Origin of the sequence: Citrobacter sp. MGH103, assembly GCF_001034475.2 — a bacterium.
Taxonomy (GTDB): domain Bacteria; phylum Pseudomonadota; class Gammaproteobacteria; order Enterobacterales; family Enterobacteriaceae; genus Citrobacter; species Citrobacter freundii.
Genome location: NZ_CP073043.1, coordinates 855,723 through 878,630 on the forward strand (window position 1 = coordinate 855,723; position 22,908 = coordinate 878,630).

The window sequence follows — 22,908 nt, forward strand, 5'->3', positions numbered from 1 at the left end:
TCGGATAACTAATGACGACGCTGACAGAAGACGATGTGCTTGAGCAACTGGATGCTCAAAATAATTTACTTTCGTTTATGACGACGGCACATAACATTTTGCTCCAGGGCATTAAGCGCTTTCTGCCGTCGCTGTTCGTTAATAACGATGAAGAGATCGTGGAATATGCAGTGAAGCCGTTGCTCGCCCAGAGTGGACCGCTTGACGATATCGACGTTGCGCTACGTCTGATTTATGCGCTGGGAAAAATGGATAAATGGCTTTACGCCGATATCACCCATTTTTCCCAGTTTTATCAGTACCTGAACGAGCAGGATACTATCCCCGGTTTTGCCGATGACATCACCTGGGATTTTATCAGCAACGTGAACAGTATTACCCACAACGCAACGCTCTACGGCGCACTGGAGTCAATGAAATTTGCCGACTTTGCTGCGTGGTCTGAGGTGCGCTTTAGTGCAATGGTCAAGACGGCAATGACGCTGGCAGTGACGGCGATTTTAAAGGAATTAACGCCGTGAAAATCAAACTAACGGTGAATGGGCTACAGGTTGAAGCACATTACCATGATGATGAGATAGAGAACGTCCACAAACCGTTATTACAGCAACTGGCAAAAATACACGCTGCTAATCCGCAGCGACGTACGATAGTTTTTCTCTGCGCGCCACCGGGTACGGGTAAATCGACGCTGACCACCTTCTGGGAATATCTCTGCGCTCAGGATCCTTGTCTGCCGGAGATTCAGACACTGCCGATGGATGGCTTCCATCACTACAACAGCTGGCTGGATGCCCATAATCTGAGGGCATACAAAGGTGCGCCGGAAACCTTTGATGTGGATAAGCTTGCGCAGAATCTACGCCAGATAAGGGAAGGAGAAGGATTCTGGCCGCAATATGATCGGCAAAAGCACGATCCGGTCGAAGAGGCCATACGGGTGACTGCGCCGATGGTGATTGTGGAGGGAAACTGGCTATTGCGCGATGATGAAAGATGGCGAGCGTTAGCTGAGTTTTGTGATTACTCGTTGTTTATTCGCGCTCCAGCCAATGCGCTGCGTACGCGACTGGTAGGCCGTAAACTGGCTGGCGGACTCTCACAAGCTGACGCTGAGGCATTTTATGAGCGTACCGACGGACCGAATGTTCGTCGGGTGCTGGAAGATAGCCTGTCAGCAGACCTTATGCTGGAGATGACGCTTGAGGGGGCATATCGGACGGCATGAGATTTTTGTTGTGTAGCCGTACTATGCGCGAAAAATGGCGCTGCGTAAATGCAGCGTCATGACTGATCGCTACAACGCTGGCGCCACGTGTACGACACACTGCCAGCCAGTTTTCGAAGACGCCAAGCCAGTGTGCATCAAAGTCCCGGCTGGGCTCATCCAGCAGTAGAATAGCGGGTTTGAGGGCTTCCAGACTGGCGACGGCAACCATACGTCGTTGTGCAGTATGTAGATCGAGCGGGTGCGAGTCGGCGACATCCTCTAACTGACATAATTGCAGCGCCGCCGTCGTGCGTTGCGCAATTTCAGTCGCCGGAAGCTTCTGTAGCCGTAATCCGAAGGCCACTTCCTCTGCAACCTTGCTGTGAAAGATTTGATTCTCCGCTTCCTGAAACAGTACGCCGAGCACCCTGGCGCGCTCCCGGTTTTTCAGTTGCGCAATCGCACGATTTTGAACGGTTATTGTGCCGGATGAGGGCGTCAGTAGCCCGGCCATGATGCGCAAAAGCGTGGATTTTCCTGCGCCATTATCGCCCGTTAGCGCCAGCCATTCCCCCTCCAGAAGTTCCAGCGAAATATTGCGTAAACAGTCATCGGCGGCGTTCGGCCAGCGATAGCTGACCTGGTTTAGCGTTAGCATAGTGATGATAATGCTCCGTCGCGCAGCTGCCATGCCTGCTGGCAGTAGCTGAGAAAAGGTGAAGGGTTGCGTTCGAAAAATATCACCAAAGCATGCTGTTCCTGTGCCCACTGTTGCAGTCGCGCCAGCAGCATTGCCGTGGCTTGCGCCGTCAGGCGACTGAACGCTTCATCCAGAATCAATATTTTCGGCTGCATGGCGAGTGCGCTGGCAATGACTACCCGCTGGGTTTCCCCGCCGGAAAGGGTGCCGGGATGACGATAGCGTAGGGGCTGACATTCTGTCAGCGTAAGGGCGGCATCTATGCGCTGCATAATTTCAGTCTCGGTAAGGCAGAGATTTTCCGGGCCAAACGCCACTTCTTCCTCCACGCTGAAAGTACAACCTGAAAGCTGCAGGTAAGGTGACTGCTGCACAAGCTGGATGGTACTCGACTGCTCGACCAGCGATAGTTGCCCGATGGGATTACCCAGTAGCGTACCAGTGCCCTCAATTTCTCCCGGAAGGAAGTCGGGGTACCAGCCAGCCATCAGCTGTGCCAGCGTACTTTTCCCGCTGCCGTTCTCACCAAAAATAGCCACCATACCAGGCCTGGCGTAATGGAAATCGTAACAGGCGGATGGCCGCATAGCGTGCGTCGGAATATAGCGAAACTGCTCTAACGTAACCATATCCAGATTCCTGTCTCAACTGCCATCAGAACCACCATACCGTAGCGGGCCAGACGTTGTAAGGTGCTGTCTGGCGGCGCCCATAGCGTGGTGCGAGTGCGATGCAGGCGAAATCCCCGCATATCGAGCGCTGCACCGCGAACGGCCAAGTCATTGAGCGCGTTATGGGTGAGCGGCACAATCAATGCCGGCATAGCGCGTAAACGTTGGTACCAGGACTCATCCAGCGGTACGCCGCGTGCGCGCTGAGCCTCGTGAATAATCGCCAATTGGTGTTTGAGCTGTTCAACCACCAGCAGAGGGCCTGCGAACAGATAGGCAACGCCTGGCGGCAGGCGTGAAGCAAACAGGGCGCGCATAAAGCGCGCAACCGGCACGTACTGCATCCACATCTGCGATGTCGACACAATGGCGAGGATCCGCAGCCAGAGCGTAACGGCATCGACCCAGCGTTCTGGTGTGCGCGGCTGCCCGCTAATCCACTCGGTAAGCCATCCGCCGTGTACCAGCCATAGCCCCAGTCCTAAGGGGATCATCAGCCAGAGTACGTATTTCGCCCGCGACCGCGTAGCCTTCATACATAGCAAACCGACAAACGTCGCGGCGCTGTACAAGCTGAGCGGCACTCCGGCTGGCAGCAGGAGCGTGGAGCAGGCGGCAAGCACCCATAGAGTTAACGACGTAAACGGATGCATTTAGCGCACGGCAGACATCGTAGGGAAATGGCGCGTGGTGCGCAGCGGAAGCTGTCGCAGCAGCACCCAGACGATGATTGCCGTGAGGATTTTATCGACCAGATTTGCACCGATGACGGTGATGGCGACGGACTCCACCAGGTTCTGACCGACCGAGTGCATCCAGGCGACAAAAAGATCCGCGCCGCTGCCAGTGACACCGCCGAACAGAGTCGTGCGAATCGGCACGGCAACGAGGGTCACGGCAAGCGTGATAATTACGCCGCTGACCACGACTTTGGGTAAGGTGCGAAACCATCCCGCCCGTGCCAGCCAACCGGCGACCAGTCCAATAACCATGGCGACGGGCGCAAAGGCGGCGGCGATCGGATCGGTCAGCAACCCCCACAACAGGTTAGTGAGTAATCCGGTTAGCATCCCCACAACCGGACCTAACAGCACCGCGCTGATCAACGTACCAATCGAGTCGAGAAAAATAGGTAATTTCAACATGCTGATAAGCTGCCCACCGACCATGTTGATGGCGATAGCAATGACAATAAGAACCAGAGACTGGCTGGAAAATTGGCGACGCGCCATAAAAGACCTCGTATAAGTGAATCGTTAGCGGGATGAAATAACCAGTTCGTCATAACCGGAAACGGCGCAGGGCTGACGGCTGAATGCCAGAGACGTCAACTCGCCAATCACCAGTTCCAGCGTGGTTCGCACGGTACAGCCCGGCATCATGTGTCCGCCCAGCATCGCGCCGTGTGGGTCAGCAACCGCCAGATGAAGATGCTCGCCGGAAAGTTCCAGCGTGGCGTTCAGAGAGATAATTTCCCACGTACCCGTAAGTAATGTGGTTTCTTCACGTCCGGCGAAGCGCAGAGCAATGTTGGTCAAACTGCCGGTGCAACCCGCTATCCAGGCTGCCTGTAGTTGATGCTGCTGGATAAAAGCGTGTAGCGCTGAAAAGACTTCCTGGCCCGGTAATAAACGCAGCGCATGAAAGCGAGCTTCAGATGGTTGGGGATAGAATGTTGCCATAGTTGAGGGACTCCGAGACTCGGACGTTGCGCTGATAATATAGACGCGGGTTAGGGAGCTTTCTGATATAAATCAGGATTTGTGACATGGCAACGAAATAATCTTGCTACGGTTATTCGTAATTCTGGAATATGGAATAAAAGTCGCGTTGAAGGACGTTAAAATGTGACGTAAGTCAGATAACTGTGTTCTGTTGCTGGACAATCATTCCTTTTATTCCGCGTTTCGCTTATTCTAGCTGAAGCGTTTCAGTCGATTAAATGTTCGACAATTAACCAATTAGTCGCAGTTTGCGACAGGTAAGGTTTCCCTGAGCGATTTGCTGCATTACTCTGTCTGCCACATCGTTTCTGAGAAATCCTTGCAGGAGACCTATGACCGTACGCGTAGCGATTAATGGTTTCGGTCGCATCGGACGCAACGTGGTTCGTGCTTTGTATGAATCCGGGCGTCGGGCGGAAATCACCGTGGTGGCAATCAACGAACTGGCGGATGCTGCAGGCATGGCGCATTTGTTGAAATATGACACCAGCCATGGGCGTTTTGCCTGGGATGTTCGTCAGGAACGAGACCAGCTCATCGTTGGCGATGACGCGATCCGCATTCTGCATGAGCGAACGCTCGATGCGCTTCCGTGGCGCGAACTAGGTGTCGACGTTGTGCTGGATTGTACGGGGGTCTTCGGCAGCCGCGAACACGGCGAGGCGCATATTGCCGCCGGCGCAAAGAAAGTGCTCTTTTCACATCCTGGTAGTCACGACATCGACGCAACCGTTGTGTTTGGCGTTAATCAGGATCAGCTGCGCGCTGAGCACCGGATCGTTTCCAATGCCTCCTGCACCACGAATTGCATAATACCCGTCATTAAATTGCTGGATGATGCTTACGGCATTGAGTCTGGTACAGTCACCACGATCCACTCCGCGATGCACGATCAGCAGGTTATTGATGCTTATCATCCTGACCTGCGTCGCACGCGAGCGGCCAGCCAGTCGATCATTCCGGTTGATACCAAACTGGCGGCGGGCATCACGCGAATTTTCCCGCAGTTTAACGATCGTTTTGAAGCGATTGCGGTGCGTGTACCGACCATAAATGTGACGGCGATCGACTTAAGCGTGACGGTGAAAAAACCAGTAAAAGCCAGTGAAGTCAACCAGTTGCTGCAAAAAGCAGCACAAGGTGCATTTCATGGTATAGTTGACTATACGGAATTACCGTTGGTCTCAGTAGATTTTAACCACGACCCGCACAGCGCCATCGTTGATGGTACGCAAACGCGCGTGAGTGGCGCTCACCTGATCAAAACGCTGGTCTGGTGTGATAATGAATGGGGCTTTGCTAACCGTATGCTCGACACGACGTTAGCGATGGCTGCTATTGGTTTCAGGCTCGACGCTTGAGCGTCGACAAAACTTTATGAATCAACGAGAGGATTCACCATGTCTGTAATTAAGATGACCGATCTGGATCTGGCTGGTAAACGCGTTTTTATCCGTGCGGACCTGAACGTACCAGTTAAAGAAGGGAAAGTAACCAGCGATGCGCGTATCCGTGCTTCCCTGCCGACCATCGAGCTGGCCCTGAAACAGGGTGCTAAAGTGATGGTAACTTCCCACCTGGGTCGTCCTACCGAAGGCGAGTACAACGAAGAATTCTCTCTGCTGCCGGTTGTTAACTACCTGAAAGACAAACTGTCTGCTCCGGTTCGCCTGGTAAAAGATTACCTGGACGGCGTTGAAGTCGCTGCCGGTGAACTGGTTGTTCTGGAAAACGTTCGCTTCAACAAAGGCGAGAAGAAAGACGACGAAGCGCTGTCCAAAAAATATGCTGCTCTGTGCGACGTATTCGTTATGGACGCTTTCGGTACTGCTCACCGTGCGCAGGCGTCTACTCACGGTATCGGTAAATTCGCCGATGTCGCTTGTGCAGGTCCGCTGCTCGCTGCCGAGCTGGATGCACTGGGTAAAGCACTGAAAGAACCTGCTCGTCCGATGGTTGCTATCGTTGGTGGTTCTAAAGTTTCTACCAAACTGACCGTTCTTGATTCTCTGTCAAAAATCGCTGACCAGCTGATTGTTGGCGGTGGTATCGCGAACACCTTCGTTGCTGCTCAAGGTCACAATGTGGGTAAATCCCTGTACGAAGCTGACCTGGTTGACGAAGCTAAGCGTCTGCTGACCACTTGCGACATCCCGGTTCCGACCGACGTTCGCGTAGCGACTGAATTCTCTGAAACCGCACCGGCTACCCTGAAATCCGTTAGCGATGTAAAAGAAGACGAGCAGATCCTGGATATCGGCGACGCTTCTGCACAGCAGCTGGCTGACATCCTGAAGAATGCGAAAACCATTCTGTGGAACGGCCCGGTTGGCGTGTTCGAATTCCCGAACTTCCGCAAAGGTACTGAAATCGTTGCTAATGCCATCGCAGACAGCGAAGCATTCTCTATCGCAGGCGGCGGTGACACCCTGGCAGCAATCGACCTGTTCGGCATTGCTGACAAAATCTCCTACATCTCTACTGGCGGCGGCGCGTTCCTCGAATTCGTGGAAGGCAAAGTACTGCCAGCAGTAGCCATGCTCGAAGAGCGTGCTAAAAAGTAAGAATTTAATGGGCAGGGAAACCTGCCCTTATTTTAGCGCGCTTTAGGGCGCGCGCCCTTTCCAAGGCCGAAGATACAGGACTCGTAAAATGTCTAAAATTTTTGATTTCGTAAAACCAGGCGTAATCACTGGTGATGACGTACAGAAAGTTTTCCAGGTAGCTAAAGAAAACAACTTTGCTCTGCCAGCTGTTAACTGCGTGGGTACCGACTCCATCAACGCCGTTTTGGAAACTGCTGCAAAAGTTAAAGCGCCGGTAATCGTACAATTCTCCAACGGTGGTGCTTCTTTCATCGCGGGTAAAGGTGTGAAGTCCGACGTTCCTCAGGGCGCTGCAATCCTGGGTGCTATCTCTGGCGCGCATCACGTTCACCAGATGGCTGAACACTACGGTGTTCCGGTTATCCTGCACACTGACCACTGCGCGAAGAAACTGCTGCCGTGGATCGACGGTCTGCTGGACGCGGGTGAAAAACACTTCGCAGCAACCGGCAAACCGCTGTTCTCTTCTCACATGATCGACCTGTCTGAAGAGTCTCTGGAAGAGAACATCGAAATCTGCTCCAAATACCTGGCGCGCATGTCCAAAATGGGCATGACTCTGGAAATCGAACTGGGTTGCACCGGTGGCGAAGAAGATGGCGTGGACAACAGCCACATGGACGCTTCTGCACTGTACACCCAGCCGGAAGACGTTGATTACGCATACACCGAGCTGAGCAAAATCAGCCCGCGTTTCACCATCGCAGCTTCCTTCGGTAACGTACACGGCGTTTACAAGCCGGGTAACGTCGTTCTGACCCCGACCATCCTGCGCGACTCTCAGGACTATGTTTCTAAGAAACATAACCTGCCGCACAACAGCCTGAACTTCGTCTTCCACGGCGGTTCCGGTTCTACTGCTCAGGAAATCAAAGACTCCGTAAGCTACGGCGTAGTGAAAATGAATATCGACACCGATACCCAATGGGCTACCTGGGAAGGCGTTCTGAACTACTACAAAGCAAACGAAGCTTACCTGCAGGGCCAGTTGGGTAACCCGAAAGGCGAAGATCAGCCGAACAAGAAATACTACGATCCGCGCGTATGGCTGCGTGCTGGTCAGGCAACCATGATCACCCGTCTGGAACAGGCTTTCAAAGAACTGAACGCGGTTGACGTTCTGTAATTTACGCAGTTCCACGTGACATGAGGCCCGCAAATGCGGGCCTTTTTTATTGCTATGTCAACGTTCTGCTGGCAGAGAATTCTGTGATCTGTTTGGCAAAATCCAGGTTTATTGTTTACCCTTGTCAGGTTGCCAGTCCCGTTAGGGCGGCTTTATTTCTCCCGTTTGGGTAAGCAAAAAAGGAATATTGAATGGAAGATTTGAATGTTGTCGACAGCATAAACGGTGCGGGCACCTGGCTGGTGCGCAACCAGGAACTGCTGTTGAGCTATGCCGTCAACATCGTTGCGGCCATCGCGATTGTCATTATCGGTATGATCGTGGCGCGCATTGTATCAAATACCGTTAACCGCCTGATGCTGGCGCGTAAAATTGATGCCACTGTTGCCGACTTCCTCTCTGCACTGGTGCGTTACGGTATTATCGCTTTCACGCTGATTGCCGCTCTGGGCCGCGTTGGGGTGCAAACAGCCTCCGTGATCGCCGTTCTCGGTGCCGCAGGTTTAGCCGTCGGTCTGGCGCTGCAAGGTTCGCTGTCCAACCTCGCCGCAGGTGTCCTGCTGGTAATGTTCCGTCCGTTCCGTGCGGGTGAGTATGTCGATCTCGGCGGCGTAGCGGGAACCGTGCTCAACGTGCAGATTTTCTCCACCACCATGCGTACCGTTGACGGTAAGATTGTAGTGATCCCGAACGGTAAAATTATTGCCGGGAACATCATTAACTTCTCTCGTGAGCCGGTTCGTCGTAACGAATTTATTATCGGCGTGGCTTACGACTCCGATATCGATCAGGTGAAAAAAATCCTCACCGATATCATTCAGTCGGAAGATCGCATTCTTAAAGACCGTGAAATGACGGTACGCCTCAATGAGCTGGGGGCTTCCTCAATTAATTTTGTTGTACGCGTCTGGAGCAACAGCAGCGACCTGCAAAGCGTCTACTGGGACGTACTGGAGCGTATTAAGCGCGAGTTCGATGCCAACGGCATCAGCTTCCCGTATCCGCAGATGGATGTGAACTTCAAGCGTGTGAAAGAGCGCGCGGCAGAGTAATTACGCGCCCGGAGGCGCTTTTGCTTTCCGGGCCGATAAAAACTTTCTTTCCATTAATTTCCCTAATCTGCGATTAAAATTATCCATTTCCGCTAATGTTTTCCCCGCGCTATAGTCTGCTCCTAAGAGAAACAGTTCGGGATGATTAACGTGTTATCGTATTACTTTCAAGGGCTTGCACTTGGTGCGGCCATGATTCTTCCGCTTGGTCCGCAAAACGCCTTCGTGATGAACCAGGGTATTCGCCGCCAGTATCACATCATGATTGCTTTACTCTGTGCTATCAGCGATTTAGTGCTGATTTGTGCGGGGATCTTTGGCGGTAGCGCCTTGTTGATGCAGTCACCATGGCTGATGGCGCTGGTCACCTGGGGTGGGGTGGCTTTTTTACTCTGGTACGGTTTCGGGGCGTTAAAAACGGCGATGAGCAGTAATCTGGAACTGGCCAGTGCCGAGGTGATGAAGCAGGGGCGCTGGAAAATCATCGCCACCATGCTGGCGGTGACATGGCTCAATCCCCATGTTTACCTGGATACCTTTGTGGTGCTGGGGAGTCTGGGGGGGCAACTGGACGTTGAGCCGAAGCGCTGGTTTGCGCTGGGAACCGTCAGCGCTTCGTTCCTGTGGTTCTTCGGTCTGGCATTGTTGGCGGCCTGGCTGGCTCCGCGTCTGCGCACTGCTAAAGCGCAGCGCATCATCAATACGCTGGTAGGATTAGTGATGTGGTTTATTGCTTTTCAACTGGCAAAAGAAGGTGTTGCGCACGTTCATGCGTTGTTCAACTAAGTGTTGTCTGATGGACAACGCAGCGAGATCGTCTAAGCTTGCCTGCATGTGCCCTGAGTTTCGGGGTAATTATTGAAACATGGAGGAACGACCGTGAAGTTCAAAATAATGGCCCTGGCGGCATTAGTCGGATTCAGCGCACTATCGGTACAGGCAAATGAGTTGCCAAATGGACCGCACATCGTGACTTCCGGAACAGCAAGCGTGGATGCGACACCAGACATCGCTACGCTGGCAATTGAAGTGAACGTTGCTGCCAAGGATGCGGCTTCAGCGAAGAAGCAGGCCGATGAGCGCGTGGCGCAATATCTGTCCTTCCTTGAACAGAACCAGATAGCGAAGAAAGATATTAGCGCTGCAAACCTGCGTACCCAGCCGGATTACGACTACCAGAACGGTAAAAGTATCCTCAAAGGGTATCGTGCGGTGCGCACCGTTGAAGTCACGCTGCGCCAGTTGGACAAACTTAACGCTCTGCTCGATGGCGCGCTGAAGGCTGGTCTGAATGAGATCCGTTCGGTATCGCTTGGTGTTGCCCAACCGGATGCTTACAAAGATAAAGCGCGTAAAGCGGCAATTGATGATGCCATTCATCAGGCTGAACAGCTGGCTGCGGGCTTCAATAGCAAACTTGGCCCGGTGTACAGCGTGCGCTACCACGTTTCCAATTATCAGCCTAGCCCGATGGTTCGGATGATGAAAGCAGATGCCGCACCTGCTGCTTCTGCTCAGGAAACCTACGAACAGCCGGTTATTCAGTTTGACGATCAGGTTGATGTCGTCTTCCAGATTGAGCCGACGGCGGGGCAACCAGCTGCAACGCCAGCCAAAACTCAGTAATTGTTGCAGACCCGGCTTTCCAGCCGGGTTTTTTCTGTGAGCAACTGTAAAAATGAGACTTCACATCCGGTCTTTTTTTTCGCCGTAATGAGGATAGGCCATAGCGATTTTTAAGGGGACGCTATGGATATTTTTATCTCGAAAAAGATGCGTAATTTCATTCTGCTGGCGCAAACCAATAACATCGCCAGAGCGGCAGAAAAAATACATATGACCGCATCGCCCTTCGGTAAAAGCATTGCTGCACTGGAAGATCAAATCGGCTATACGTTGTTTACCCGCAAAGATAACAACATCAGCCTGAATAAAGCAGGACAAGAGCTGTATCAGAAGCTGTTTCCCGTTTATCAGCGCCTCTCTGCCATTGATAACGAAATCCATAACGCCTCTCGCCGCTCGCGGGAAATTGTTATCGGCATCGACAATACCTACCCAACGATTATTTTTGACCAGTTGATTAGCCTTGGTGACAAGTATGACGGTGTGACGGCTCAGGCCGTTGAATTCAGCGAGAATGGGGTGATTGATAACCTGTTCGATCGCAAACTGGATTTTATTATCTCGCCGCAGCACGTTTCCCCCCGCGTGCAGGAGCTGGAAAATCTGGCGATCAGCGAACTGCCTCCGCTGCGTTTGGGGTTTCTCGTTTCCCGGCGCTATGAAGAAAAACAGCCGCAGGATCTGCTGCGCGAGCTGCCCTGGCTGCAAATGCGCTTCCAGAATCGCGCCAACTTTGAGGCGATGCTTGATGCATACATGCGACCCTGCGGGATCAACCCGACGATTATCTATCGTCCGTACAGCTTTATGGCCAAGATTAGCGCGGTGGAGCGCGGGCAGTTTTTGACGGTGATCCCTCACTTCGCCTGGCGGCTGGTGAACCCGTCGACGCTGAAATATTTCGACGCGCCCGGCAGTCCCATGTATATGCAGGAGTTTCTCTATTCGCTGAAAAATCATCGCTATACCGCCACCATGCTCCAGCATATTGCTGAAGATCGTGACGGTAGTGCAAGTTAACCTAGCATCGAGCCTGTTTCGAGAAGGTTGCGATGCAGATCGAACGCATGGCTGAGATCGTGATGGATATGCCCGCCGGGCGCTTTTTCCAGATAGCGGTGCAAGTAATCTCTGTAAAGCGGATGCGCACAGTTATTGATAATTGTGTGCGCCCGCTGCATCGGAGATAACCCACGCAGATCGGCAATCCCTTGTTCGGTCACGATCACTTTAACGCTATGTTCGCTGTGGTCGACATGGCTGCACATCGGTACGATGGTTGAGATTTTCCCGCCTTTGGCAATCGACGGCGCCATAAAGATAGACAGGTAGGCGTTGCGCTCGAAATCCCCGCTGCCGCCGATGCCGTTCATCAGGTTCACCCCCGCAACGTGCGTGGAATTGGCATGACCGTAGATATCAAACTCCAGACCGACGTTGAGCGCAATAACCCCCAGTCGACGGATGATTTCCGGGTTATTGGAGATCTCCTGCGGGCGCAATACAATCCGGCTGGCGAAGAAGTCCATGTTGTCGTAAATCTTCTGTAGCGACGGGGCTGAAATGGTCAGGCTGGAGGCGCTGGCACCGCTAATCTTGCCCGTTTCCAGCAGATGCACAACCGACTCCTGCAACACCTCCGAATACATCATAAAGGGCGGGATATCCGGGTTCTCGCCCAGTCGAGCCATTACCGCGTTGTTGATATTGCCCACCCCGCTTTGTAAGGGCAAAAACTCAGCTGGAATGCGTTTGTGCGCCATTTCTGCCAGTAGAAAAGAGACTACGTTATCGGCAATTTGTTGGCTGACCGGATTGATTTTATCCGATGCATTTCCTGCATCGGGCAGTTCGGTATCCACCACCGCAACCACCTTTTTGGGGTCTATCTGTACGCACTGACTGCCTACGCGATCCATGGTATGAAAAATGGGTACGCTGTTACGCCGCGGCGGCGCACCGGGTATCACGATGTCGGCAAACTCCGCCACACGCGGATTATGGTAATGATTCAATTCAATGATCACTTTTTTCGCCCGCAGCAGCCAGGTGGGGGCATTACCGATACCGCTGGACAGCCAAATCCGGCCATCCGGCGCGATGGCTGAGGCTTCAATGACGGCAACATCGATCTCGCCAAAAAAGCCGTAATTAACCATTTGCGCCACTTCGCTCAAATGGAGATCGACAAACCTCACCTGGCCCTGATTAATTTTGTCGCGCAGGCCCGATGACGTTTGATAAGGCGCACGCCAGGAAACGGCATCCGCCGCGGATAGTACATCATCAGCGGCGGCGCCAATTGATGCTCCGGTCAGCAGGCGGATCTGAAAAGGCTGTCCGTTCTGATGCTGTTCGCAGGCGCGTTGGGCAATTGCGGTGGGTAACGCTTTTGGCGAACCCGCGGGGGTAAAGCCGCTAAACGCCACCATATCATCGTGCTGGATAATTTCTGCCGCTTGTTCGGCGCTCATCCGTTTCATGGCCGTCTCCTTCCTCAGACGTGATTAATGGCCGACAAAATTAGGTTTACGTTTTTCCATAAACGCGTTCATCCCTTCCTGATAATCCTCGCTGTCGTACACCGCGCGGCGCATGCCCTGAATGCGCTCGAACTCATCGGAATTCATGGTGTGCGCTTCACCCAGCACGCGCAGCTCTTCTTTAATGACAGCGATCGCCAGCGGCGCTTTCTCCGAGATGTGGTGCGCCATTTGCAGAGTGAAATCCTCCAGTTCGTCTACAGGAACCACATGGTTGAGGATCCCGACGGCCATCGCACGCTGAGCGGTGATAGGTGAGGCGGTAAAGATCAGCTCTTTCACGATGTGAAAACCGGCGTCGCGAGTCAGGTTGTGGATGCCGACCAGGTTATACGGCACGCCGAGGTTGACCGGGGTCATCGAGAAGGTGGATGTTTCAGCGGCGATGATCAGATCGGAACTCATGATCATCTCAAATGCGCCGCCCCAGACGCTGCCTTCAACCATAGAGATCACCGGTTTTGGATATTTTTGGATCATGCGGGTTATCTGACGCAGCGGATCGTCATAGGAGAGCGGATCGCGACGTCCGGTCGGGAGTTCATGAATATCATGCCCGGCAGAGAAAACTTTGGCTCCACTCGGAGCGCGTAGAATGATGCAGCGAATGTCCGCACGATTGAGATCGCTCAGCGCCTGCATCAGATCGTCAATAAACACTTTACTCAGGGCATTGAGCTTGCGGGCGTAATTGAACTCAATAACCGCGACTTTCTGGATGATGACCACGTTGACGTATTGATAAGACATAATGTTCTCTTTATTGAAAGTAATGATGCTGGATAAATTCGCTGATGTGCCGCAGACCGGTGCGCGGCGACAGATCGTTATTTTTGACGGCCTGTAGCGTCTGCTGGAAATAGCGGTCGAAATCAGTCCGCGCAAACAGCAGATGTAGGGCTTCTTCTTCAGCCTGCTGGTGTAACCAGTCCACCGCCTGCTGCTGGCGGACTTTTTCCAGTCGACCGCTGGCGCTAAGGCACGTTTTAAAGTCGGTTATCGCCTGCCAGACCTCCTCAATACCGCGTTTTTCCAGGGCGCTACAGGTCAGAACCAGCGGCTGCCACTCGTCATATTTACGGCGCAGAATATGCAGGGCGGATTCGTACATATGGCGGGCGATGGCCACGCTGGCATGGTTCTCGCCGTCGTCCTTATTGATGACGACCAGATCCGCCATTTCCATCAGACCTTTTTTGATGCCTTGCAAATCGTCGCCACCGCCGGCAATTTGCAGTGAGATAAAGCAATCCACCATGCCTGCGACTTCGGTTTCTGACTGCCCAACGCCGACGGTTTCTACAATCACCACGTCAAAGCCAGCCGCTTCGCAAAGCAGCATTAATTCGCGGGCGCGCTGGCTGGCTCCGCCTAAATGACCGCTGGAAGGGACCGGGCGAATAAACGCAGATTCGGCGCGAGACAGCTCCGTCATGCGGGTTTTATCGCCAAGAATGCTGCCGCCGCTGACCGGGCTGCTGGGATCGACGGCGATCACCGCCACCCGTAATCCGTGACGGATTAACAGCATGCCGAATGCTTCCAGAAAGGTGCTTTTGCCCGCGCCCGGCGTACCGGTTATCCCCAAACGCAGAGCGTTACCGGTGAACGGCATAATTGCGTCCAGCAACTGCGTACTCAGCGGCTGGTGGCGCGGGTGGCTGCTTTCGACCAGCGTCATCGCCTGGGCGAGCGTTGCCCGTTCGCCAAGTCGCAAGCGACGGACGGTATCCTCAAGCGTGGCGGCGTTAATCATGATGCTGACTGATACGGGTTAACACATCGCGGACGCTGTCGAGCATTGGCGTGCCGGGGCCATAAATGGCTGCCACGCCATGCTCGTGCAGGAAGGCGTAATCCTGTGGCGGAATAACGCCTCCTGCTACCACGCAGATATCTTCACGCCCCCATTTTTTGAGCGCGGTAACCAGTTCCGGGATCAGCGTTTTATGACCCGCCGCCAGTGACGATGCGCCTATTACATGCACATCGTTTTCTACCGCCAGACGGGCGATCTCTTCTGGTGTGGAGAACATCGGACTGAGATCGACATCGAAGCCGAGATCGGAGTAGGCGCTGGCGATCACTTTCGCGCCGCGATCGTGACCATCCTGGCCCATCTTGGCGATCAGGATCCTCGGTCGGCGACCATTTTCCGCGAGGAACTGTTCGGTTTGCGCAACGATGGCGTCGAACTCATCGGCGGATTTGTCGGACTGGTGATAGCTTTGCGCAATCACCCCGGTGACGCACTGGCTGGGAACCAGATAGCGGTCAAAAGCGGTTTCCAGCGCGTCGGAGATCTCACCGAGCGTGGCGCGAACGCGGGCGGCGTTAACGGCGGCGGCCAGCAGATTTTCATTATGCTGCGCGGCGTGGGTCAGCGCCGCGAGTGCGGCATTGACGGCATCTGTGTCGCGAGTTGTGCGGATATGCTGCAACGAGGCAATTTGCTCGTTGCGTACCTTCACGTTGTCGATTTCCAGTACCGACGTTTCGTCTTCTTTATCCAGCTTGTATTTGTTCACGCCGACGATAACGCGTTTACCCTGGTCGATCAGCGACTGCTCGCGCGCGGAAGCTTCTTCGATCATCCGTTTAGGGAGCCCGGCTTCGATCGCTTTCGCCATGCCGCCTGCCTCATCAATTTCTTTGATGATCGTGCGCGCTTGCTTCACGATTTGATCGGTGAGCGACTCGACGTAATACGATCCGGCCAGCGGATCGACGGTGCGGCAGATCTCTGACTCTTCCTGAATGATGATCTGTGTATTACGCGCGATGCGGGCGGAGAAATCGGTGGGTAGCCCGAGCGCCTCATCAAAGGCGTTGGTATGCAGAGACTGGGTGCCGCCAAGCGTAGCGCCGAGCGCTTCAATGGTCGTGCGGATCACGTTGTTGTAAGGATCCTGCTCGGTCAGACTCCAGCCGGAGGTCTGGCAGTGGGTACGCAGAGCGAGAGATTTCGGGTTGTTTGCGCCAAAACCGCTGACTGCTTCACTCCACAAATAGCGAGCCGCACGCAGCATGGCGACGTTCATAAACAGATCCATGCCGATGCCGAAGAAGAATGACAGGCGCGGCGCGAAGTCATCAATTTTCAGCCCGGCAGACAGCGCGGCTTTGATGTACTCAATGCCGTCAGCCAGCGTAAACGCCACCTGCTGGACGCAGTTCGCCCCGGCTTCCCCCATGTGATAACCGCTGATACTGATGGTGTTATAGCGCGGCATATTGGCGGAACACCAGGCGATGATGTCGGCGATGATGCGCATTGAAGGTTTTGGCGGGTAAATGTAGGTATTGCGGCACAGGTACTCTTTCAGAATATCGTTCTGAATGGTCCCGGTGAGTTGCTCCGGCGTTACGCCTTGTTCTTCTGCAGCCACGATATAAAACGCCAGTACCGGCAGCACCGCGCCGTTCATGGTCATTGATACCGACATCTTATCCAGCGGAATCTGGTCGAACAGCACCTTCATATCTTCGACAGTATCGATCGCCACGCCCGCTTTGCCGACGTCACCTGCCACGCGCGGGTTGTCAGAGTCATAGCCGCGATGGGTGGCAAGGTCAAAGGCGACGGAAAGTCCTTTTTGCCCGGCGGCGAGGTTGCGGCGGTAAAAGGCGTTGGACTCTTTGGCGGTAGAGAAACCAGCGTACTGGCGAATGGTCCACGGCTGCGCGGTATACATGGTGGCGCGCGGGCCACGCACGTAAGGCGGTAGGCCGGGAAGAGTGCCTGTGACTTCCAGATTATCGAGGTCCGCTTCAGTGTATAGCGGCTTGATGGCAATTCCTTCCGCCGTCTGTCTTTCCAGCGATTCGACGGTTTTTTCCCGTCGACTGAGTTCTTTATTAGCGAGTGTTTGCCACTCCTGCACATTTGCCATTTTTTGCTCCGTATTACGCAATAAGTTGAATCTTTGCGGATACGGTGAGCTTTTTCATTTGGCTTGTCGCCAGCAAAAAATAGCCAACAGGGCGTCGTTTTTTGCCGCATGGCGTGTTTGATTTTGTGATTTATTTCAAAGACGTGGCGGGAATAGCATGAATAGAGGGTAAAGGCTTGTCGGCCGGATAAGGCGTTACGCCGCCATCCGGCACTCTGGAGCAATAAACGGTTTAATCCTGGCGCAACACCTTGTGCCCGTATTCCAGCAGCGCATCGGTAACGTTGCGCATCATGCGGCTTTCCGGTGCAAAACGGTGCCAGTACAGCATCCGACGCTGGAACAGACCTGGCGTTAAGTCGATCAGCTCGCCGCTTTCCAGCTCTTTCTCAATCTGTAAGTGCGGGATCATGCAGCAGGTGGTGCCCTGACGCGCCAACTGGACGAAGGCTTCAGACGAGTTAACGATGTGGCACGGCACGCTGCCCGGCGGCAGGTCGAAGTTTTGTTGCAGGAACGCCTGATGCATATCATCAAGATGGTCAAACGCTACCGCCGGGGCTTTCAGCAGGGCGGAGCGGGTGACGCCGTTAGGGAAATAACGCTCGGCGAAAGGTTTGGAGCCAACGAACAGGTAGTCCAGCGCGCCAAGTTTATCCACCAGACAGCTTGGCAGCGCCTGATGTTGGATACTCACCGCACCGACCACTTCACCACGACGCAGACGTTCCTGGGTGCGCGTTTCATCCTCAACCTGCAGGTTCAGCCGAATCGGTGAATTGGCCAGTACCGGGGCTAACGCCGGAAGCAACCAGGTCGCCAGACTGTCGGCGTTCACTGCCAGTGAGAGCAGCAGCGGTGTCGATCCGGTTTGTTCATCACCCAGCCACTCGTCTTCCAGCAGTTCAACCTGACGCAAAAGCGCCAGTAGTTTCTGCCCCTGTTCGGTTGGGCGTGGTGGTACGGTACGCACCAGCAGCGGTTGTCCGAACATATTCTCAAGCTGTTTTATGCGCTGTGAAACCGCGGATTGCGTGATGCACAGCTTTTGCGCCGCGCGCTCAAATCCTCGTTCACGAATAACCGCATCCAGTGCTTGTAGTGTTCTGTAGTCCGGACGTTTCATTGCTTTGACGCACTCCTGAAAATTTTGCTTGTTCTGCACTATGACACAAATTTAGGTTGGGTAAAGACGAAATCCGCCGCTTGCGAGCGGGTGTGGGGACATTTTTCTGCACAATGTTCTATAATGCGCGTGAATTTTCCCACCATATTCACACCACAGGCGAAACGATCATGACGCAGGATGAACTGAAAAAAGCAGTAGGATGGGCGGCACTTCAGTATGTACAGCCCGGTACCATTGTGGGCGTAGGTACAGGTTCAACAGCCGCACACTTTATTGACGCGCTGGGCACAATGAAAGGTCAGATTGAAGGTGCGGTATCCAGTTCGGACGCTTCAACCGAAAAACTCAAAAGCCTTGGCATCCACGTGTTCGATCTTAACGAAGTTGATAGTCTCGGCGTATACGTGGACGGCGCGGATGAAATCAACGGCCACATGCAGATGATCAAGGGCGGCGGTGCAGCGTTGACTCGTGAAAAAATCATTGCTTCCGTGGCGAAGAAATTTATCTGCATCGCGGATGCGTCCAAAGAAGTCGACATTCTCGGCAACTTCCCGCTGCCGGTTGAAGTGATCCCAATGGCGCGCAGCGCTGTGGCTCGCCAGTTGGTGAAGCTGGGCGGTCGTCCTGAATACCGTCAGGGCGTAGTGACGGACAACGGCAACGTGATCCTTGATGTACATGGTCTGGAGATCCTTGACGCCGTGGCCATGGAAAACGCCATCAATGCGATTCCGGGCGTGGTAACCGTCGGTCTGTTTGCCAACCGTGGTGCGGATGTCGCGCTGATCGGTACCCCAGACGGCGTGAAAACTATCGTAAAATGATCTGATGGGAGTGTCTTCTCCCGTTAAAAAAATTTTGGCAGGGCAAATTTGGTGACTTGTGTCACGTTTATAATATTGTCCTGCCGATCTCTCCAAAGAAAAAGTTATCGCCAGTATTTTCCTCTGACATTTCTCTCTGAATGACATTTCTTCAGCACGGCGACGCAAACGTTCATATTGCCGCAATATTATTTTTTGATATGTTGAAGAGGCGGATGAAAATCCCACACACAACACATCAGTTTGAACAAAAAAAGACAGGGTCGGGGAAATGGCAAAGGTATCACTGGAGAAAGATAAGATTAAATTTCTGCTGGTAGAAGGCGTGCATCAAAAAGCACTCGAAAGCCTTCGTGCAGCAGGTTATACCAACATCGAGTTTCACAAAGGCGCTCTGGACACTGAACAACTGAAAGAGTCCATCCGTGATGCCCACTTCATTGGCCTGCGATCCCGTACCCATCTGACTGAAGATGTGATTGACGCCGCAGAGAAACTGGTCGCGATTGGCTGCTTCTGTATCGGCACCAACCAGGTTGATCTGACCGCTGCGGCAAAGCGCGGGATCCCCGTGTTTAACGCGCCATTCTCTAACACGCGTTCCGTTGCGGAACTGGTGATTGGCGAACTGCTTCTCCTGCTACGCGGTGTACCCGAAGCGAACGCCAAAGCACACCGCGGCGTGTGGAACAAACTGGCTACCGGCTCCTTTGAAGCGCGTGGCAAAAAACTGGGGATCATCGGCTACGGCCACATTGGTACTCAGCTAGGCATTCTGGCGGAATCGCTGGGGATGCATGTCTATTTCTATGATATAGAAAATAAACTCCCACTCGGCAACGCCACGCAGGTGCAGCATCTTTCCGACCTGCTCAATATGAGCGACGTGGTCAGTTTGCACGTACCGGAAAATGCCTCCACCAAAAATCTGATGGGCGCGCGTGAGATTGCGTTGATGAAACCAGGCGCGCTGCTGATTAACGCCGCACGTGGTACGGTTGTTGATATTCCTGCGCTGTGCGACGCGTTAGCGACCAAGCACCTGGCAGGGGCGGCAATCGACGTATTCCCAACCGAGCCGGCAACCAACAGCGATCCTTTCACTTCGCCGCTGTGTGATTTCGACAACGTGATCCTGACGCCGCACATTGGTGGTTCAACGCTGGAAGCGCAGGAAAACATCGGTCTGGAAGTGGCTGGGAAACTGACCAAGTATTCCGATAACGGCTCTACGCTGTCTGCAGTTAACTTCCCGGAAGTTTCGCTGCCGCTACACGGCGGTCGTCGTCTGATGCACATTCACGAAAACCGTCCGGGCGTACTGACCGCGCTGAACCAGATTTTTGCCGAGCAGGGCGTCAACATTGCCGCACAGTATCTGCAGACTTCCGCACAGGTAGGTTACGTGGTTATTGATATTGAAGCGGATGAAGATGTGGCGGAGAAAGCGTTGCTGGCGATGAAAGCCCTCCCGGGTACTATTCGTGCTCGTCTGCTGTACTGATTTTCTCTACATGGGCAGGCGGTTGACCTGCCCATCTTTCCTCTGATTTTCCTGCCTTACTATCTCTTTGTGTAACGCATGCATTCCGTTTTCGACCCTTGCCGCAATTGGTAATTAAAGGCTGCGCTCTGCGTTGTACATCAATAAAAGGAATTTACGATAGGGGCTCAGCATCGTGCTGAAACGGGAAAGCCCCTACCGAAGCAGGGGCTTTAAAAAGGAAAGGGACGATGATGAGATACGTCATCATGCTGCTGATCCTGTTAATCATCGCTTCGCCAGCATATTAACAGAGAGTACGCAGGAGGGAGGTTCGCCTCCCTCACCCTTCACCGAGAAAGTTAGTTTAAAAAAACGGCGCTGTCAATCGACAAAAAAGTTACCATTCCCATACTTTTGATGGCGTCACCACCGCAAGCAGCGGGATATCCCATTCTTCAACAGGCAGCTTTTCTACTCGCTGACAATCGTGGGCGTAGCCTACGGGCTGGATCTTATGCTGCTGCCAGTTTTGTAGCGTGCGGTCATAAAATCCGCCGCCCATGCCCAGGCGTTGCCCATATTCATCAAACGCCACTAACGGCGTAATCAGTACATCCAGCTGTGGCAGCGGTAATACGTCACGTACATCAAGTCGTGGTTCCTGGATCTTTAAGCGATTGGTTACCAGGTCGCTATGCGGATGATAGTGCAGGAACAGCAAATTACCGGCGCTGAAGGGATGAAGAACCGGAAGATAAACGCGCTTGCCCGCTCGCCACAGCTGATCTATTAGCGGCTGGGTATCGAGTTCGCCATCGAACGAGAGGAATACTGCCACCGTATGAGCGAGTACAACAGGGGGAAAGCTGAGCATTCGGGTCGCGGCTTGCTGACCGTATTGTCGTTGCTGTTCGGAGGTAAGCGCACGACGACGCTGCCGAATCAGTTGACGAATTTCTTGCCGGGATAAAGGGAGTTCAGAAAGTAATGTCATGGCTGTTGCCAGGTAGAAGGGAATCTCCGAGATGCCGCCGCAGGCTGTAACCCTTGAACCCTTGGTTCAAGGTGAATGTGTCGTCACAGTTTTAAGGCTTCTCGGACGGGCCGAGCATGCTCACCAACCGTGGAGCGCCACATTCTTGTGGTATGAAATATCGGCTCAGGGGACTGGCCCGCTTGCAAACATCTCAGAGAAATTTTGTCTTCACGGTCACTCTACCACAGTAAACCGAAAAGTGTTATTCAAAGTTTTGGCCCGTTTTTTCGGTTATGCGACCCTGATCAAGCAACGCCTGTTCGATGGTCTGTTGTAGCATCCGAATACGTTGTTCCATGCTCGCCGCGTACTCACGCGTCTTCGCTTTTTCCTGAGTTAATTCATAGCTGATGTTCAACGCGGCGATGAAAACCAACTGCTCAGTATTTGTGACTCTAGTGCGAACTTTCAGATCTTGCAATCGCTGATTGAGATCGTCCGCAGCCTGATTCAACGCATCCCTTTGTTCAGGCGGGCAATTCACTCGCAGTGAACGGCCAAATATTTGGATATCGACGGGTTGTGCAGACATGCCACCTTCCTGCTGATTGACTGCGCTGCCTTCGTCTCCAGACCGTGGGTCCGCGAAGGGGCGACACTATAGCTACCCTGGTATCAAGATACAAGCCCTTTTCTGGTCCACCAGGGTCCAAAGTGGTAGCATACCATGAATATTCCTCCCTTTGATGACGAATGCTTATGTCTATACAGAACGAAATGCCTGGTTACAACGAAGTTAGCCAGTTTTTGAACCAACAAGGGGCTGGATTAACCCCGGCCGAAATGCACGGCTTGATAAGCGGAATGATTTGCGGTGGAAACAACGACAGCTCATGGCAGCCGCTGTTGCACGACCTGACGAACGAAGGTCTGGCCTTTGGTCACGAGCTGGCTCAGGCGCTGCTGAAAATGCACTCTGCCACCAGCGATGCCCTCGAAGACGACGGCTTCCTTTTTCAGCTTTATCTGCCTGAAGGGGATGACGTCAGCGTGTTCGATCGCGCCGATGCGCTGGCGGGATGGGTAAACCACTTTTTGCTGGGCCTTGGCGTCACGCAGCCGAAGCTCGACAAAGTAACCGGCGAAACCGGGGAAGCGATTGACGACCTGCGCAATATCGCGCAGTTAGGGTATGACGAAGACGAAGATCAGGAAGAGCTGGAAATGTCGCTCGAAGAGATCATCGAATACGTGCGCGTAGCCGCTTTGCTGTGTCATGACACGTTTACGCGTCAGCAGCCGACTGCGCCGGAAGTTCGTAAACCGACTCTGCACTAAG

General features: G+C 53.4%; 24 protein-coding genes and 1 other RNA gene. 12 read left to right on the plus strand and 13 right to left on the minus strand.

Going from position 1 to position 22,908, the window contains the following annotated elements; genetic code table 11:
- Nucleotides 1–11: 11 nt before the first annotated feature.
- A complete protein-coding gene (locus SK33_RS04150) occupies nt 12–521 on the plus strand; it encodes an MltR family transcriptional regulator (protein ID WP_032950053.1) in 510 nt (169 codons plus the stop codon).
- Nucleotides 518–1,228, plus strand: coding sequence for a nucleoside/nucleotide kinase family protein (locus SK33_RS04155; protein WP_016150961.1), 711 nt, complete (start codon nt 518–520; stop codon nt 1,226–1,228). The genes SK33_RS04150 and SK33_RS04155 overlap by 4 nt, the downstream gene beginning before the upstream one ends.
- Here SK33_RS04155 and SK33_RS04160 read toward each other — a convergent pair.
- The 5 genes from SK33_RS04160 to SK33_RS04180 are packed head-to-tail and all read right to left on the minus strand — an operon-like array spanning nt 1,185 to nt 4,263.
- Nucleotides 1,185–1,868: an ABC transporter ATP-binding protein gene (locus tag SK33_RS04160; RefSeq protein ID WP_048218564.1), complete on the minus strand. Its 684-nt coding sequence runs from the start codon at nt 1,866–1,868 to the stop codon at nt 1,185–1,187. The genes SK33_RS04155 and SK33_RS04160 overlap by 44 nt on opposite strands.
- Nucleotides 1,862–2,539, minus strand: coding sequence for an ABC transporter ATP-binding protein (locus SK33_RS04165; protein ID WP_048218563.1), 678 nt, complete (start codon nt 2,537–2,539; stop codon nt 1,862–1,864). Before SK33_RS04165 ends, SK33_RS04160 begins: the two co-directional genes overlap by 7 nt.
- Nucleotides 2,527–3,234, minus strand: a complete 708-nt coding sequence (locus SK33_RS04170; RefSeq protein ID WP_003838237.1) for an energy-coupling factor transporter transmembrane component T — start codon at nt 3,232–3,234, stop codon at nt 2,527–2,529. Before SK33_RS04170 ends, SK33_RS04165 begins: the two co-directional genes overlap by 13 nt.
- Nucleotides 3,235–3,813, minus strand: coding sequence for an ECF transporter S component (locus tag SK33_RS04175; RefSeq protein WP_003027040.1), 579 nt, complete (start codon nt 3,811–3,813; stop codon nt 3,235–3,237).
- A gap of 24 nt (nt 3,814–3,837) precedes the next feature.
- Nucleotides 3,838–4,263 carry a PPC domain-containing DNA-binding protein gene (locus SK33_RS04180; protein ID WP_048218561.1) on the minus strand — a complete coding sequence of 142 codons (426 nt, stop codon included), beginning with the start codon at nt 4,261–4,263 and terminating at the stop codon, nt 3,838–3,840.
- 374 nt (nt 4,264–4,637) lie between these two features.
- Between SK33_RS04180 and epd the strand changes: the two genes are divergently transcribed.
- From epd to srsR, 7 genes are all read left to right on the plus strand, one after another.
- Nucleotides 4,638–5,666: an erythrose-4-phosphate dehydrogenase gene (gene epd, locus SK33_RS04185; protein ID WP_003027035.1), complete on the plus strand. Its 1,029-nt coding sequence runs from the start codon at nt 4,638–4,640 to the stop codon at nt 5,664–5,666.
- Between the two features lie 39 nt (nt 5,667–5,705).
- The gene (pgk, locus tag SK33_RS04190) at nt 5,706–6,869 is read left to right on the plus strand and encodes a phosphoglycerate kinase (RefSeq protein ID WP_003027032.1); all 1,164 of its coding nucleotides are present in this window, start codon (nt 5,706–5,708) and stop codon (nt 6,867–6,869) included.
- 88 nt (nt 6,870–6,957) lie between these two features.
- On the plus strand, nt 6,958–8,037 hold the full coding sequence (fbaA, locus tag SK33_RS04195) for a class II fructose-bisphosphate aldolase (RefSeq protein WP_003027029.1): 1,080 nt from the start codon (nt 6,958–6,960) through the stop codon (nt 8,035–8,037).
- A 191-nt stretch (nt 8,038–8,228) separates the two neighbouring features.
- The gene (locus SK33_RS04200) at nt 8,229–9,089 is read left to right on the plus strand and encodes a small-conductance mechanosensitive channel MscS (protein ID WP_003027007.1); all 861 of its coding nucleotides are present in this window, start codon (nt 8,229–8,231) and stop codon (nt 9,087–9,089) included.
- A 150-nt stretch (nt 9,090–9,239) separates the two neighbouring features.
- Nucleotides 9,240–9,875 (plus strand): arginine exporter ArgO, encoded by a 636-nt coding sequence (argO, locus tag SK33_RS04205; protein ID WP_003027005.1) that lies wholly within the window; start codon nt 9,240–9,242, stop codon nt 9,873–9,875.
- Between the two features lie 93 nt (nt 9,876–9,968).
- Complete coding sequence (locus SK33_RS04210) at nt 9,969–10,715, plus strand: oxidative stress defense protein (protein WP_003027002.1); 747 nt, start codon at nt 9,969–9,971, stop codon at nt 10,713–10,715.
- Nucleotides 10,716–10,838: 123 nt separating this feature from the next.
- Nucleotides 10,839–11,735 (plus strand): LysR family transcriptional regulator SrsR, encoded by an 897-nt coding sequence (gene srsR / locus SK33_RS04215; RefSeq protein WP_003026999.1) that lies wholly within the window; start codon nt 10,839–10,841, stop codon nt 11,733–11,735.
- Here the strand turns inward: srsR and SK33_RS04220 are convergent.
- The 5 genes from SK33_RS04220 to argP all read right to left on the minus strand — a co-directional run bounded on the left by SK33_RS04220 (nt 11,732) and on the right by argP (nt 18,277).
- Nucleotides 11,732–13,198: an acetyl-CoA hydrolase/transferase family protein gene (locus SK33_RS04220; RefSeq protein WP_048218559.1), complete on the minus strand. Its 1,467-nt coding sequence runs from the start codon at nt 13,196–13,198 to the stop codon at nt 11,732–11,734. The genes srsR and SK33_RS04220 overlap by 4 nt on opposite strands.
- A 24-nt stretch (nt 13,199–13,222) precedes the next feature.
- Entirely contained in the window at nt 13,223–14,008 is a 786-nt protein-coding gene (gene scpB, locus SK33_RS04225) for a methylmalonyl-CoA decarboxylase (protein WP_003026994.1), read from the minus strand.
- Between the two features lie 10 nt (nt 14,009–14,018).
- On the minus strand, nt 14,019–15,014 hold the full coding sequence (gene meaB / locus SK33_RS04230; protein WP_048218558.1) for a methylmalonyl Co-A mutase-associated GTPase MeaB: 996 nt from the start codon (nt 15,012–15,014) through the stop codon (nt 14,019–14,021).
- Nucleotides 15,007–17,151, minus strand: coding sequence for a methylmalonyl-CoA mutase (gene scpA, locus SK33_RS04235; protein ID WP_048218557.1), 2,145 nt, complete (start codon nt 17,149–17,151; stop codon nt 15,007–15,009). The genes meaB and scpA overlap by 8 nt, the downstream gene beginning before the upstream one ends.
- Nucleotides 17,152–17,383: 232 nt before the next feature.
- The gene (gene argP / locus SK33_RS04240) at nt 17,384–18,277 is read right to left on the minus strand and encodes a DNA-binding transcriptional regulator ArgP (RefSeq protein ID WP_003026988.1); all 894 of its coding nucleotides are present in this window, start codon (nt 18,275–18,277) and stop codon (nt 17,384–17,386) included.
- 170 nt (nt 18,278–18,447) lie between these two features.
- On the opposite strand from argP, the gene rpiA reads away from it, so the two are divergent.
- Nucleotides 18,448–19,107, plus strand: a complete 660-nt coding sequence (gene rpiA / locus SK33_RS04245) for a ribose-5-phosphate isomerase RpiA (protein ID WP_003026986.1) — start codon at nt 18,448–18,450, stop codon at nt 19,105–19,107.
- A gap of 271 nt (nt 19,108–19,378) precedes the next feature.
- Nucleotides 19,379–20,611, plus strand: coding sequence for a phosphoglycerate dehydrogenase (gene serA / locus SK33_RS04250; RefSeq protein WP_003026984.1), 1,233 nt, complete (start codon nt 19,379–19,381; stop codon nt 20,609–20,611).
- Nucleotides 20,612–20,990: 379 nt separating this feature from the next.
- On the opposite strand, the gene SK33_RS04255 is transcribed toward serA, so the two are convergent.
- From SK33_RS04255 to zapA, 3 genes are all read right to left on the minus strand, one after another.
- The gene (locus SK33_RS04255; protein ID WP_048218556.1) at nt 20,991–21,587 is read right to left on the minus strand and encodes a 5-formyltetrahydrofolate cyclo-ligase; all 597 of its coding nucleotides are present in this window, start codon (nt 21,585–21,587) and stop codon (nt 20,991–20,993) included.
- A 19-nt stretch (nt 21,588–21,606) separates the two neighbouring features.
- Nucleotides 21,607–21,790: non-coding RNA, 6S RNA (gene ssrS, locus SK33_RS04260), on the minus strand.
- A gap of 41 nt (nt 21,791–21,831) precedes the next feature.
- Nucleotides 21,832–22,161: a cell division protein ZapA gene (gene zapA, locus SK33_RS04265; RefSeq protein WP_003026980.1), complete on the minus strand. Its 330-nt coding sequence runs from the start codon at nt 22,159–22,161 to the stop codon at nt 21,832–21,834.
- Between the two features lie 167 nt (nt 22,162–22,328).
- On the opposite strand from zapA, the gene SK33_RS04270 reads away from it, so the two are divergent.
- Entirely contained in the window at nt 22,329–22,907 is a 579-nt protein-coding gene (locus SK33_RS04270) for a YecA/YgfB family protein (protein WP_003026978.1), read from the plus strand.
- Nucleotide 22,908: the final 1 nt, after the last annotated feature.